The organism is Enterobacter sp. KBR-315C3_2022, assembly GCF_041399425.1.
GTDB lineage: Bacteria > Pseudomonadota > Gammaproteobacteria > Enterobacterales > Enterobacteriaceae > Enterobacter.
The window spans coordinates 315875-329456 of record NZ_JBGKEB010000001.1; the positions used below are offsets into that span (position 1 = coordinate 315875).

Sequence of the window (13582 nt, forward strand, 5' to 3'; positions counted from 1 at the left end):
ACGTCAATTGCGTGACTTATACGTTGCTTATTAATAAGGGAAGAGACACAGATGGTTGATAAAAATATGCTTGAATTTCTCACCGACGATGAGACTTATAAAACGGATGAAGAGTTGGACGTTTATTCCGACCGTTTGCTGGATGCCCTTCAGAATGGCGCAACGATGAAGGATATCCACGGCGTATCCAGCGACACGATGCAGGATGTTTATAAACTCGCATATGATTTTTATCACCAGGGCAAGCTGAATGACGCAGAGTCATTGTTCCGCTTCCTCTGTATTTATGACTTTTACAACCCGGAATACGCGATGGGGCTGGCAGCGGTGTATCAGCTGAAAAAGAATTATGCGAAAGCCATTGATTTCTACGCGCTCGCCTACTCCTTGTCGAAGGAAGATTATCGACCGATGTTTTACGCCGGGCAATGTAATTTAATGCAGCGTCAGGCGGCGCAGGCCCGAAAATGTTTTGAAATCGTTATGGAGCGCTGCCGCGATCCATTATTAATCGAGAAAACTGCAGCTTATCTTTCCGCGATGAATAAATTAAAGCGCGACCAGCCCAATGAGATGGAGCAGAACAATGAATATGAGGAATTGTAATGAATATGCGTGTCGATAGCCAGGATGCCGGGAGTTATCACCAGGTCAGTCTGGAAATAGGAAAAGACGAACTTAAAAAGCAGTCTGAACAGGCCCGTCGTCTGGGCAATGACGGCTACAAAAACCACGCGCAGGCGGGAAGCGTCAAAAGCGCCGTGCAATCGTTACAGCCGGAGCAGCTGCTGGCGGTGCTGAAAAATACCCAGCAGGCGCTGGGGGGCAATGGCGGCAAGGCGGCTGTTAACGCCCAGGAGATGCCGGTGCTTCAGTCGCCGCAGGGCGAAGAGGCAAAGGCGGCGGCCAGCGGCGGCGGCCAGCGCTCCAGCGCGGCCGAGCTGACCGAGCTGCTCGGGAAAATTACCCAGCTCACGGCCAACACCTCGCTTGAGAAAATGCTCTCTCAGCTCAACAGCTTCAACGCGATGATGTCGGGCGCCACCAGCGCATGGTCTGAAATGGCCGCGATGCTGGAGCAGCAGGGAACCCAGTGGGCCGCCGATTCCGACGCCCTGAAGGCGGCGCAGCAGCAGGCCGACGGGCTGTCCAGCGGCGTCGATGCCGCGCAAAAGGCGCTCGACAGCGCGCAGGCGGAGCTGGACGCGCTCAAGAATCAGGCCGCCGGGCAGGATCCGGTGCCGGACGATCTGCAAAAGCAAATCGACAAGGCCCAGACGGCGGTGACCAGCGCGCAGCTCGCGCTCACGACGGCGACCGGTCTGTACAACGGTTTTGTCGAAAAGACCCTGAACCCGGCCAAAGCCGCTGAATCGAACTCGCGCATGGCGCTGGAGGCGACGCAGAGCAAATCCCAGGCGCTGGTTAACACGCTCACCCCGCAGCAGCAAAGCGCCGTGGAGTTCCAGCGCAAGCACAACGACGACCAGTCGAAAAGCCTCAACTTCCTGATGGCGCTGATGTCGCAGCTGATTGCCAAAAGCTCCAGTGACGATCTGCAGGCTACCGCAGAGCTGAAGCAGAAGCTGGCGGAAGCCTCGGCCAAGGACGCGGAGAAAAAGGCCAAAGAGTACGAAGAAGAGGTGCGCAAGGCCGAGGAAATGCAAAAAACGATGGGCTGTATCGGGAAGGTCCTCGGATGGCTCATTACCGCCGTGAGCTTTGTTGCCGCCGCGTTCACCGGCGGGGCTTCGCTGGCGTTGGCCGCCGTCGGCCTGGCGCTGGCGATCGGTGATGAGATTAACCAGGCGATCACCGGCAACTCCTTTATGGCCGACGCGATGAAGCCGCTGATGGATGCAATCGTCAAGCCGCTGATGGAGCTGATGGGCAAGATGTTCGCCGGGATCCTCGAGGCGATGGGCGTCGATAAAGAGACGGCCGAAATGGTCGGCAAGATCCTGGGCGCTATCGCCGCCGCCGCGGTGCTGGTCGCCGGGGTGATCGTCGCGGGCAGCGCGCTGAGCAAGGTGTTTGGCGTCGTGATGAAGAAGATCGGCCTCGAAGTGGGTGAAGAGGCCAGCAAGACCATGGGCAAAAGCGTAGCCGCCGAAGTGCAGAAAGAGGTGACTCAGGATCTGGCGAAAACCACCCTGCGCACCGCCGCGAAGGAGGTGTCTGAAGAGGTGGCGAAAGAGGTGACCGAACAGGCAACCAAAACCACCATGCAGCGGCTGATGGACAGCGCCTTCGCGCAGGCCTTCAAGCGCGTGTTTCAGGGCTTTGGCCGCGCGGCGGGCATGGACGAAGTCAAAATGGGCACCATCTACAACCGTACGCAGATGGCGGTGACCGGCGCGGCGGTGGTGAACACCTCCATTCAGGTCGCTGGCAGCATCGTGGTGGCCGACATGATGGTTGAAGCCTCTAAGACCAAGGCTCAGATGATGAAAGACGCCGCGCTGCAGGAGCTGCTCAACGAGATGATGAATCGTGCCATCGACACCTTCACGCACCGCATGGAGACGGTTAACCAAATCGTGAAAAACATTTCTGCCGTGGCCGACACCCAGATGCAGGCCGGTCGATACATCACCAAACAGATGAGTGCCGTTGCCGGTTAAGCAACGTGCATTTTTACAGAGCGATTCATAACAGGAGTAATTAATTCAATGACCACGTCTATTTCTAACGTATCTGTACGTCCCGTCCAGATTGACTTCAACGAGAGTCAAAGGACGGAAAATGCGAAGCCGGAAACGCGCAGCCTGCAGACCGTGTCCGAGTGGGCCAGCGAAAAGGGCATGCTCTCATCCGTGATGGATATGCAAAGCGCCCGACGCGATGAGGCCCAGGCCGCCGCCGTGGCGCAGCGCAACGGGGGTAACGATGTTAACAGCCAAAGCGCGATGTCTACCGTCACGCTTTCCGCCGCCGGAGAAGGGGACGCGAATAAGTCTGAGCGTATGGCGTCCGCGATGCCGAGCGTGATGGCAGCGCAGACCAACATCACCCAGCCCAATAACAAAGCGGCAGAAAGCAAAAGCGCGGTTGACACCACAGGGAACACCACCACCAACGCGGTGGGGCAGACCCGCTCCCAGCCAACGGTTGCTGGCGGCACGGATATTACCGGTGCCGATTCGGTCAAGCCGACCTTTATCAACGTCGTTGGCCCGATGAGCCAGATCGTGCTGAGCAATAAGCTGACCGTGGCGCTGCTGGAAAGTGAAAATACGCAGAACATGTCGGCGGCGAAAGCCTCGAACCGCTTTATCGAATCCACGGCGCGCAGCGCGCAGAAGGGGATTGAAGCCGCGGAAGAGCGCCGTGATGGCGCCATCGTGGGCGGCGTAACCGCTGCGGTTGCCCAGGGCGGCATGGCGGTGGCGTCCACCAACGCGCTGCGTAAGGAGAATGCGTCGCTGAAAAACAACGTCGCCGTAGCGAAAAACCAGGAATTCGGTATTACTCAGCAGAAAAATGCCATCGGCAGCGCTGGCGACAACATGGTTATGAAAGGACAGCGCATGGACGGCAAGGTCAAAGAAACCATGAGCAAAACCCAGGGCGAAGAGCAGCTTTCCGCGTCGCAGAAGCACCTCAAGCACAATGAAGTGCAGAACAACACGCAGAAAGTGCGCGTGGTCACCGAGCTGGGCAACCAGCTGGCGAATACCACCCGCAATATTACCGAAGGGGCATATAACGTTAACGCCGCCGAAATGCAGGGCGAGGCAGATTTAGCCCGCGCCGACGGCAACCAGAACAGCGAACTGGCCAATACCCATAAAGAAGTGGCGAAAAAAGCGGCGGATACCCGCGCCGCGCTTGCCCAGGCTGCTGAAAATGTGCTCAACGCTAACAACAGCGCGGCCTCAACCATCGCCGAGCGCATGCGTTAATTATCGGCTCACTTTCCCGGCGGGAGTCATCCCGCCCTTTTCGTAAAGGATATAGAGATATGCTTCCAGTTAGCGGCAGCGCGACAGCGCCCGTTCGTCCTTTAGTTGTTGAAACGCCGATGATTTCTGCTTCGCAGGTTGCGGAAGTTGGCGTGGGCTCAACCTCGGAACTGAATACGGTGTTATTAAAACAGCTTATGTCCGCCTTAACCTCTACGGACAGTCATAATCAGCTTGAGGATGTAAGAAACGTGCTGAAGCAGCACGGCCTGGACGACGGCGATGCGGATTTACTCAAAACCAAGGTGGGCACCGCGCTGGCAGACATAGAGGCGGCAAATGATAAGGTCGGCACGTTAGCCAGCGATGACAAGGCCACCGTGGCAAAGATGATCTCCGCCCAGTACGAGCAGGTTGATAAAACGGCCACCGCCCTGGGGACGATTAAAGATGAGCTCGATACAAACCGCATCAAGGCCAGGCGTTCTGAGAACCAGCTCAACGCGACGATCCAAACCTCGCTCCACGACATTGCCGAAGCTGAAAAGGACGCCAAAGCCAGGACGGGCGATAACGAGATTTCGGTGCATACCAGCTACAGCAAGCTCTGGGCGGTAATGGCCGAGGCCATTAAAAATATCAGAACTAACTACGTCGATTTCTATGCTGGCCTGATGCAGAAATATACGGAGATGTATGAGGCCTACAACGAATATGTGCAGAAAGCCAGCGCCGATGCGGTAAAGGCCGGTGAGGATGGTAATAACGTCGACTTTAATAACAACACGATGAAGGGGGGATACGATAAATTTGATAATGCCGTTAAGGGCATGGATCTCGGCAGCGTCGACAACTGGGATAAAATGACCGATGCGCAAAAGGCCAGCATGACTGCCACGCTTGAGCCTGCCTTTAAGGTTGACCAGAGCACCGGAAAAATAAGCTTCAATCTCGATCAATATAACGGCCGTCCTTATTATCCAAGCGATGGCGGCGGAAAAGTCTCTACCTCCAGCTACCAGGCATGGCTGGCGTCCTTTAACGCCGTTGGCACCGGGCTGCAAAGTAATATGCAGTCGTTCGCCCAGCGATATACGCAGGCCAACAGCACCTTCGATAACCTGAATAAAGTGCTGAGCGGCGCCATTAGCTCAATGGCCGACAGCGCTAAAGACGTGCTTAAAGCACTGGGGTGAGTTAACAGGTGAACAGCCATGCCAGTGAATAATGACTATTCAAACGCGACTCTTGCATGCCTGCCGGGGCAGGGTGTTTGTGAAACCGCATCTGCATATTATGCCCGCATGGGCGGTCTTAAATTTAGCGCGGCAATCAGCACCGAAACGCTCGCATGGTCTGATAACGAAGACGCAAAGAGAGAGGAGGTGCGCGTACTTAGCTATTGCACCGGTGCAAAATTGCCGCCCGCAGCGCGCGAACCACAACACATGATGATGTTTCCGCAGCAGCGTTTACCCGCGCAGTTATTTTCGGCGCACGTCCAGCCGGAACAAACGTGGCGCGAATCAATCGCGCCCCCGGAGGTTCATCATTATAAAGCCCCGGAATGCAGCTCAAAATCTAAATCATTTTTTCAGCGTTTCTGGCAGGGGCTGCTGCAATGTCTTTTACCCTGCGTCAAGTTTCAAAAATAACTCACTGGGAGAATAACTGAATGCGCGGAATTACCCGAAGTTACTCGCAAATAGAATTAATACGCCCAAACGCGCAAAGCAACGGGGTGGCAAAAAACGCCATGCAGCAGCACGAGCTGCTTGCGAAGCTCAAGCACGTTAATAACTCGGCGCGCGAGAGTTTTATTACGCAACCTCATGACGAAACGCTCGCTCGCGACGCCCTGCGCTCTGAAATTCAATTAGGCGTGCCGGATAAACTGCACAATGCCAGCCTGACCTATAACGGGACGCGGGCAAGGGATCTTATCGGATTGATCTCTGAACAGGTGAATGAGCACGGCACGCCGGCGGATAAGGCAAAGCTGGAAAGCGTCAGCAACAAGCTGGCCAATCTGGCCGGGCGCGAGAGGGATGAGAAGAAAATCGCCGGTCAGCTTGACGATCTGGTGTCCAAATTTTCCCGTGGCGCGGGTGAAAAGTTCATTAATAACTTTATGGAAACGTACTGTTATCCGGCGTGGCTCAAGTATCACGAAAGCCAGGGCATTGACGTCAAGGATAAAGAGACGTTTAACGAACAGCTCAATGCCTGCAGCACGGTGTTGAACCGGCGTCTGGACGTGATGAGCGAGCCGGGTAAGCCCTGGGAATTGCTGGTTCAGAATATGAGCATGCTGATAGACGAATGCGCGGCCGTCTCTAAGGCGCTGATCAGGCATGACTTCGATGCACCGCCCGCTGACGCTGAGCCCGAAAAGCCAGCGCCTGAACCGGTAAAAGCGACGCCGGATGGCCGCAGATACGACATTTACGGTGGAGCAGACAAGGGCGGCGTGACGCTTCACATTAATAACTCTAACTCGAACCGCAACGGTGATATTTCCAATGCCCCGGTGTACCCGGGCGGCCAATCTGCGCCCGTCGACCCTCACACCAGAAGGCTTGAAATCCTCGGGAAGCTAGACATTAGCTCAAAGGAAAAGGGAGAGCTGGCTTCGCTCATTCTCCGCTCGCAATATGGTTCTCGCGTTATCGATCATATCGAAAGCGTCAGGGTGGATAATCAGGATAGCGTGACCGAACCGCCTCCGGTCATTCCTCCTTTCGCTCAGCAAAGCGAGGCTCCGCCCGTCGATGATAGCGTAAACAGGCGCACTGACGACGTTGACTCCCAAAGGACGCGCGCGCAGGAGCCGAATGCGCGGATCCAAGACCCGGCGAGGGACGTTTCTACCCGTGGGCAGGAAACGCCGCCGCGAGTGGACGAGCCCCGCACTCGCCCGCAGGATGAGCAGCCGTCGCGCAACGTAGCAACCCAAACGCCAGCAGCCCGTTCTGCCGGTGAAAATAAGACGACCCAGATCTACACCACCGAGCGCACGCTGGACCCGTGGAGCCGACGTGAGCCGAAGGTGCATCACTTCGTGCCGATGAATAAGCCGGTGGAAGCGTTCCCCACCCTGAGGCCGGTAAATGGTCAACGTCCGGTAGCATCGCCGACGGCCGGACAACCTGTGACGCAGCCGCCCGTGGACGAGCCCATGATATCGACCAGTGACGTACTGCGCGACGGCCCGACAGTTCGCCAGGCGGTCAGGGTTACGTCTTCACACCTGCCTGAGCCCAGCGTAGCCGAACGTTTCACCCTGGGCGACGCGGGGCCAGATGAGGCGTCAGCCTCCGCGTCCGTCGACGAAGCGGATGGCCGCGTGCAGACTGCCGCGACGGGCATTCCGACGCCGCGGGCGAATACCGCAGATCCATTTAGCATCGCCGGGCGAATCAAATATTTCGAAGAGGCGCAGAAGGCCGGGGCGCAGCCCGCGTCTGCCGGCGCATCCCGACCGGCCAGCAGCACCGCGCCGGGGCAGGTGTATTCCACGGTAAGAACGCGCAGCCGGTGGAATTTTGACGTCCCTCAACCCAAATCCTTCGTGCCCAGAAATACCGAGGCGACAAACGTCAGCGTGACGAACGCTAACCCGGCTGGAGAGCGCGACGATGAGTGATGTGGTAGTGGATAACCATGCAGAATCGCTGGTCGCCAACCTTATTTATCAGGTGAACGGCGTGCTGCCGAAGGATATTTCATTACACCATAGCCTTGTGAACGACCTGCTTATGGATTCGATTGAGCTGATCGACCTGCTGATGCGTCTTGAGGAAATAGGCGTCGCTATTCATGAGTCTGAAATAACGAGCGAGCTGACGGTGGGGGATATTGTCACCCACGTGGCGTCAGTTCACTGATGCTATTTTCACCGTCGCCATGTTCTCTGGGTGGCGACGTTTTTCACTAACTAAAGGTATATTTATGGCGTCCATGTCAATTAACTCCGGCTTTGAGCCGAGAAAAATAGATCATAGCGTTTTACATTCCGTGACAACCGCCGTGGGTGAGGGTCTCAGAACCATTAAACAAGGCTTTCTTTCCTGTCTGGAACGCGTTGCAAACTCGCTGGAAACGATGGGCAGGTCCATTCGCTCCGGTCTTCAGCATGTTGCCTCGGCGCTGGGCTCGCTTGTGCCGAATAAGTGTATGGCTGCGGGTAACCAGAAGCTGAATACTATCCAACCGGCTGCGGCGAAAGCGCTAAGCCTGGCCATGACGGAACGCATGGATAAAGATCCGGATTACATGGCCGGTATGTTCAGGGAAAGCCTTGAAAAGGGTGAAATTCGGACGATTAACGCGGCGCTGAAGAAGCCGGGCAAAATAGCCGATGCTATCCAGAACGGTGACGTTTCGGGCACAAACGCCTCGGCCTGCATCAAGCGCTGGCTAGGGGAAACGGTCGGTGAGAATAAGCTCACGGCGGCAGATATTGAGAGTATTAATCATTCCAAAGACGATCCGCAGGCCGTAAAAAAGCTGATCGCCGAACGACTGGGCGCGGATGCGCAGCGTTACGATACCTTCTGTTCATTACTTTCCGTTCCTCAGCGATATAAAGAGATCTGCGAGGCGAAAGGGGTGAATACAAAATCTCCCTATAATCACACCGTGCTGACGAACGCGGGATTGCCGCTGCAGATTTTTTCGCCAGAAGCCTATATGCGTAATCCGGCGAAATGCAACGACGCTTTGTTTGTCCTGATGAAGCATTGCTCCATGTAGTCTTTGATGTAATCACACAAGGCGCCTCTGCGGGCGCCTTTCTATAATTCAGCAAATTTAAACGGACGGACAGGTGCGAATTATTTCAAATGATAACTATTTTATCGGGGGGCTGAAGGCTATCGCGGAAGAAATGCCGGCTGTGAATACCCGCCATCTGGTCATTTTTGATACCGGGTTGCGCTCGGCCTATATTTTTGATTCTGGCGAATTGCGTAGAAACAGAATATTCGATCCTTACAGCGCGTTGCTGCACTGCCGCAGTTTTTATTTTAAGCGCGATGTTCCCCTGGAAACCTATGCCTATTACCTGTCTGGCCATCGGATTAATGCTCTGGGCAGACCACGCATAACCGAGAGAGAGGAGTGGGCGATCAGGGTAATGTGCGAAGAGTCCGATGCCGACGACATGGCCGAGCTGCTGTATTTCAACCGAAAAACCTATAGCTCGCATAAGGTCAAGGCGCTTCGTAAGCTTGGCATCGGAAACGCGCTCACGCTTCATTCGCTGCTGCGGGTGTGGAAGGACAACTGGCCGGCCCTTTGCCCGGAGGCGCCGCGGGAAGGGGATTATTCCCGCTACCGGGTCGTGAACGGAGCGTCTCGCGTCTCTAACGTGTAAAAAAAATCCACGCGCTGGCGTGGATTTTATATTTTGGCTGCTTTATGAGGCGCTGAAGATCCTCATAAACGCCGTTTTGTTTTTTAGACGTTGAACAGGAAGTTCATAACATCGCCATCTTTTACGATGTAGTCCTTACCTTCAGCGCGCATTTTGCCCGCTTCTTTCGCGCCTTGCTCACCCTTGTAGGTGATGAAGTCTTCGAACGCGATGGTCTGCGCGCGGATGAAGCCTTTCTCGAAGTCGGTGTGGATTTTACCCGCCGCCTGTGGAGCGGTCGCGCCAACCGGGATGGTCCATGCGCGCACTTCCTTCACGCCAGCGGTGAAGTAGGTTTGCAGGCTCAGCAGCTCGTAGCCCGCGCGGATCACGCGGTTCAGGCCCGGCTCTTCCAGACCCATTTCGGCCATGAACTCTTCACGGTCGGCGTCGTCCAGCTCGGCGATGTCCGCTTCTACGGCTGCGCACACGGCAACCACCACGGAACCTTCCGCCGCCGCGATTTCGCGCACTTTGTCGAGGTACGGGTTATTTTCAAAGCCGTCTTCGTTGACGTTGGCGATGTACATGGTTGGCTTCAGGGTCAGGAAGCTCAGGTATTTGATCGCCGCTTTGTCTTCGTCCGTCAGGGTTTTCAGCGCGCGCAGCATGCCCGCGTTTTCCAGCTGCGGCAGGCATTTTTCCAGCGCGGCCAGCTCGGCTTTCGCGTCTTTGTCGCCGCCCTTAGCGCGTTTCTGCACGCGATGAATCGCGCGCTCGCAGGTGTCGAGGTCGGACAGCGCCAGCTCGGTGTTGATGACGTCGATATCGTCAGCCGGATCCACTTTGTTGTTGACGTGGATGATGTTGTCGTTTTCGAAGCAGCGCACCACGTGGCCGATCGCTTCGGTTTCACGGATGTTGGTCAGGAACTGGTTGCCCAGGCCTTCACCTTTGGAGGCGCCTTTTACCAGGCCCGCGATGTCTACGAACTCCATGGTGGTCGGCAGAATGCGCTGCGGCTTAACGATTTCCGCGAGCTGGTCCAGACGCGGATCGGGCATAGGGACAACGCCGGTGTTTGGCTCAATGGTACAGAACGGGAAGTTTGCCGCTTCGATACCGGCCTTAGTAAGCGCGTTGAACAGGGTGGATTTGCCGACGTTAGGCAGACCGACGATACCGCATTTGAATCCCATTTCTAAATCACCTTAATGTCTTGATAATCAATCCGTTAGCGTTAACCGATTGATGAAAAGTAAATAACTACGCCTATTATACACGTAACCCGCACGGCGCGCGGTAAAAAAGCCCTGACGCGCCGATTATTGCGCTTTGAAGGCGTGCAGCCGGTTTGTCGCTTTGGTTAAGCCGTCCTGGAGCCAAATTTCGGTGCAACGCGCCGCTTCGTCTACCGCTTCGTCAATCAGTTTCTGCTCTGAAACCGGCGGTTTACCGAGGACAAAACCGACAACTTTGTTTTTATCGCCCGGATGGCCGATTCCAACGCGCAAACGGTGGAAATTCGGGTTATTCCCCAGCTTGCTGATAATGTCTTTTAAGCCGTTGTGGCCGCCGTGGCCGCCGCCAAGCTTGAATTTTGCCACGCCGGGAGGAAGATCCAGCTCGTCGTGCGCCACCAGAATTTCGTCCGGATTGATGCGATAAAACGTCGCCATGGCGGCCACGGCCTTGCCGCTCAGGTTCATAAAGGTTGTGGGAACCAGAAGGCGGACGTCCGCACCTGCAAGATTGATGCGTGAGGTGTAGCCGAAGAATTTTGGCTCTTCACGCAGAGGCGCGCGTAACCGTTCGGCGAGCAGGTCAACGTACCATGCTCCGGCATTATGGCGCGTTGCGGCGTATTCTGCGCCCGGGTTGGCAAGGCCGACAATCAGTTTAATCGTCACGATTCAATTCCTAAGGGGTTCCAGATTTGGCGCGTAGTTTACTGTCTGACGCGCCGCTTGACAAAGTTCCGCGCCATAAACATCAAGAGATGAATAATGACCGATGTGAACCATTACAATTTCATGTTGTTCAGTCAGTTATTTGTAAACTTTTGTCTGGGCGGGTTACATAATTGTGATCGTTCCCGCAACTCATTAAAGCCGCGTTGTCTATACTTTACACACAAGGATTAGGGGCTTTATCCCTTACAACCCAAAAGTTCCGGAGGTGACACATGAAACGCAAAAACGCTTCGATACTCGGTAACGTGCTGATGGGGTTGGGACTGTTCGTGATGGTCGCCGGGGTTGGATATTCTATTTTAAACCAGCTTCCACAGCTTGACCTCCCACAATACTTCGCCCATGGCGCGGTGCTGAGCATCTTCCTCGGTGCCGTATTGTGGCTTGCAGGAGCGCGCGTCAGCGGCCATGAGCAGGTAAGCGACAGATACTGGTGGGTGCGCCATTACGACAAACGTTGCCGCCGCGACCAGCACAAGCATAGCTAACAAAACGGATTGATGAATACGCGAACGACTCCTTTCGGAGTCGTTTTTTTTATGGGTTACAGATCGGCGAGCGCGGCTTCACGGTTTGGATAAAAGGCCAGGCGGCCCGGAATGGGCTGCACGCCCGCGCGCGCCATCGTGCGCAGCGGCTGAAACTCCAGGTTACTGACCCGCAGCTCGCAGCCTTCCGGCAGGCGCGCAACGAAGCGCTGGAAGGCGTCCAGCCCGCCTGCGTCCAGCACCGGCACGGCATCCCACTTCAGCACCACGACGCGTTTACCCGCGATGCGGGACTCCAGATCGCCAAACAAGCCTTCTGCCGCCGCAAAGAACAGCGGACCAATCACGCGCAGCACCAGCACGTCTTCCGCCACGTCGACGTTCACCGGGGAGAGGCGCGTCATCTGCGCAATCCGGCGCATAAACAGCAGGGACGCCAGCACGATCCCCACGCTGATGGCGATGACCATATCAAACAGAACGGTCAGCGACATGCAGATCAGCATGACGATGATGTCGTCTTTCGGCGCGCGGCGCAGCAGGTGAACAACCTTATGCGCTTCGCTCATGTTCCACGCCACCATCAGCAGCAGCGCCGCCATGGCGGACAGCGGCAGCCAGGAGAGCAGGGGCGCGAGGATCAGCAGCGCGAGGATCACCAGCACGGAGTGGATCACTGCCGAGACCGGGGAGGTTGCCCCCGCGCGCACGTTGGCCGCGGAGCGGGCGATGGCCGCCGTGGCGGTGATGCCCCCGAAGAACGGCGCCACGATGTTGCCGAGGCCCTGGCCCACCAGCTCGCTGTTGGCCTTATGCTTGGTGCCGGTCATGCCGTCCAACACCACCGCGCAGAGCAGCGATTCAATCGCGCCCAGCATCGCCATCGAGAACGCCGCCGGCAGCAGCGCGCGCAGAGAGTCCCAGCTCAAGGTGAAGGTGGAGCCGGGCATATCCCACGGCAGCACCAGCTGCGGCAAGAGCTGCGGAATACCGCTGCCCTGCGAACCGTCGGCCAGCACGTAGTGGAACTGTGAGCCGATCGTGGCCACGTGCCCGCCGAGCAGGTTGACGATAGCCATCACCGCGCAGCCCAGCAGCAGCGCGGGCAGATGCCCCGGCAGACGAATACCTAAGCGCGGCCAGACGATCAGCGTGCCCAGCGTGACAATCCCGATGGCGGCGTCGCCCAGGTTGGCGGTGGGCAGCGCCATAAACAGCGCCCCGACCTTTTGCAGATAATGCTCGGGAACGTGCGCCATATGCAGGCCGAGGAAATCTTTTATCTGCATCGTCCCGATGGTGATGCCGATCCCGGAGGTGAACCCCAGCGTCACGGAAAGGGGAATGTACTCAATCAGGCGGCCAAAGCGGGCCAGCCCGAAGAGAATTAAAAAGATGCCGGACATCAGGGTGGCAACCAGCAGCCCTGCCAGACCAAACTGCTGCGATACCGGATAGAGGATCACCACGAAGGCCGCGGTCGGGCCGGAGACGCTAAAGCGCGAGCCGCCCGTCAGCGCAATCACGATCCCGGCGACGGCCGATGTGTACAGGCCATACTGCGGAGGCACGCCGCTGCCAATGGCGAGCGCCATCGCGAGCGGGATCGCGATGATCCCAACGGTAATCCCGGCGATCAGGTCGCGAATAAAGCGCGACGAGGTGTATTTCTCTTTCCAGCAGGCGTCGATGAGGGCGCGGAAGGGGAGAACTTGTGAGGAAGTAGCGTTTTTCACAATAATCTTTCATCCATGGGCGCATCATCTGTCATGTGAATGGCAGGTGAAGGAGGCATTAGTCATACAAATAAAAATTATAAACAAAAAAACCCGCCGCAGCGGGTTTTTTGGCCGTGTTCGA

General features: G+C 56.4%; 13 protein-coding genes. 10 read left to right on the top strand and 3 right to left on the bottom strand.

Annotated elements, in window-relative coordinates:
- The first annotated feature begins 51 nt into the window (after positions 1 to 51).
- The 9 genes from sicA (at position 52) to AB8804_RS01670 (ending at position 9282) form a co-directional block, all read left to right on the top strand.
- Positions 52 to 606, top strand: coding sequence for a type III secretion system translocator chaperone SicA (sicA, locus tag AB8804_RS01630; RefSeq protein ID WP_371182326.1), 555 nt, complete (start codon positions 52 to 54; stop codon positions 604 to 606).
- A complete protein-coding gene (gene sctE, locus AB8804_RS01635) occupies positions 606 to 2624 on the top strand; it encodes a type III secretion system translocon subunit SctE (protein WP_371182328.1) in 2019 nt (672 codons plus the stop codon). The genes sicA and sctE overlap by 1 nt, the downstream gene beginning before the upstream one ends.
- Positions 2625 to 2672: 48 nt before the next feature.
- Complete coding sequence (locus AB8804_RS01640) at positions 2673 to 3905, top strand: hypothetical protein (RefSeq protein ID WP_371182330.1); 1233 nt, start codon at positions 2673 to 2675, stop codon at positions 3903 to 3905.
- A 59-nt stretch (positions 3906 to 3964) separates the two neighbouring features.
- Positions 3965 to 5101, top strand: coding sequence for an IpaD/SipD/SspD family type III secretion system needle tip protein (locus tag AB8804_RS01645; RefSeq protein WP_371182332.1), 1137 nt, complete (start codon positions 3965 to 3967; stop codon positions 5099 to 5101).
- 18 nt (positions 5102 to 5119) lie between these two features.
- Positions 5120 to 5560 carry a hypothetical protein gene (locus AB8804_RS01650; protein ID WP_371182334.1) on the top strand — a complete coding sequence of 147 codons (441 nt, stop codon included), beginning with the start codon at positions 5120 to 5122 and terminating at the stop codon, positions 5558 to 5560.
- An 86-nt stretch (positions 5561 to 5646) separates the two neighbouring features.
- A complete protein-coding gene (locus tag AB8804_RS01655; RefSeq protein ID WP_371182336.1) occupies positions 5647 to 7551 on the top strand; it encodes a hypothetical protein in 1905 nt (634 codons plus the stop codon).
- Positions 7544 to 7792: an acyl carrier protein gene (locus AB8804_RS01660; protein WP_112011594.1), complete on the top strand. Its 249-nt coding sequence runs from the start codon at positions 7544 to 7546 to the stop codon at positions 7790 to 7792. The genes AB8804_RS01655 and AB8804_RS01660 overlap by 8 nt, the downstream gene beginning before the upstream one ends.
- Positions 7793 to 7865: 73 nt before the next feature.
- Complete coding sequence (locus AB8804_RS01665; RefSeq protein ID WP_371182340.1) at positions 7866 to 8660, top strand: hypothetical protein; 795 nt, start codon at positions 7866 to 7868, stop codon at positions 8658 to 8660.
- A 73-nt stretch (positions 8661 to 8733) separates the two neighbouring features.
- Entirely contained in the window at positions 8734 to 9282 is a 549-nt protein-coding gene (locus AB8804_RS01670; RefSeq protein ID WP_371182342.1) for a hypothetical protein, read from the top strand.
- An 83-nt stretch (positions 9283 to 9365) separates the two neighbouring features.
- Here the strand turns inward: AB8804_RS01670 and ychF are convergent, their stop codons facing one another.
- Entirely contained in the window at positions 9366 to 10460 is a 1095-nt protein-coding gene (ychF, locus tag AB8804_RS01675) for a redox-regulated ATPase YchF (RefSeq protein WP_371182344.1), read from the bottom strand.
- A 126-nt stretch (positions 10461 to 10586) separates the two neighbouring features.
- Positions 10587 to 11171, bottom strand: a complete 585-nt coding sequence (pth, locus tag AB8804_RS01680) for an aminoacyl-tRNA hydrolase (RefSeq protein WP_008499504.1) — start codon at positions 11169 to 11171, stop codon at positions 10587 to 10589.
- A gap of 275 nt (positions 11172 to 11446) precedes the next feature.
- On the opposite strand from pth, the gene ychH reads away from it, so the two are divergent.
- The gene (ychH, locus tag AB8804_RS01685; RefSeq protein WP_371182349.1) at positions 11447 to 11722 is read left to right on the top strand and encodes a stress-induced protein YchH; all 276 of its coding nucleotides are present in this window, start codon (positions 11447 to 11449) and stop codon (positions 11720 to 11722) included.
- Positions 11723 to 11778: 56 nt separating this feature from the next.
- Here ychH and dauA read toward each other — a convergent pair whose 3' ends face one another.
- Entirely contained in the window at positions 11779 to 13458 is a 1680-nt protein-coding gene (gene dauA / locus AB8804_RS01690) for a C4-dicarboxylic acid transporter DauA (protein ID WP_371182351.1), read from the bottom strand.
- Positions 13459 to 13582: the final 124 nt, after the last annotated feature.

Bases quoted from the DNA above. Each gene is read 5' to 3' on its own strand.
- sicA (WP_371182326.1), top strand. From the start codon at position 52: ATGGTTGATAAAAATATGCTTGAATTTCTCACCGACGATGAGACTTAT.
- sctE (WP_371182328.1), top strand. From the start codon at position 606: ATGAATATGCGTGTCGATAGCCAGGATGCCGGGAGTTATCACCAGGTC.
- AB8804_RS01640 (WP_371182330.1), top strand. From the start codon at position 2,673: ATGACCACGTCTATTTCTAACGTATCTGTACGTCCCGTCCAGATTGAC.
- AB8804_RS01645 (WP_371182332.1), top strand. From the start codon at position 3,965: ATGCTTCCAGTTAGCGGCAGCGCGACAGCGCCCGTTCGTCCTTTAGTT.
- AB8804_RS01650 (WP_371182334.1), top strand. From the start codon at position 5,120: ATGCCAGTGAATAATGACTATTCAAACGCGACTCTTGCATGCCTGCCG.
- AB8804_RS01660 (WP_112011594.1), top strand. From the start codon at position 7,544: ATGAGTGATGTGGTAGTGGATAACCATGCAGAATCGCTGGTCGCCAAC.
- AB8804_RS01665 (WP_371182340.1), top strand. From the start codon at position 7,866: ATGTCAATTAACTCCGGCTTTGAGCCGAGAAAAATAGATCATAGCGTT.
- ychF (WP_371182344.1), bottom strand. From the start codon at position 10,460: ATGGGATTCAAATGCGGTATCGTCGGTCTGCCTAACGTCGGCAAATCC.
- ychH (WP_371182349.1), top strand. From the start codon at position 11,447: ATGAAACGCAAAAACGCTTCGATACTCGGTAACGTGCTGATGGGGTTG.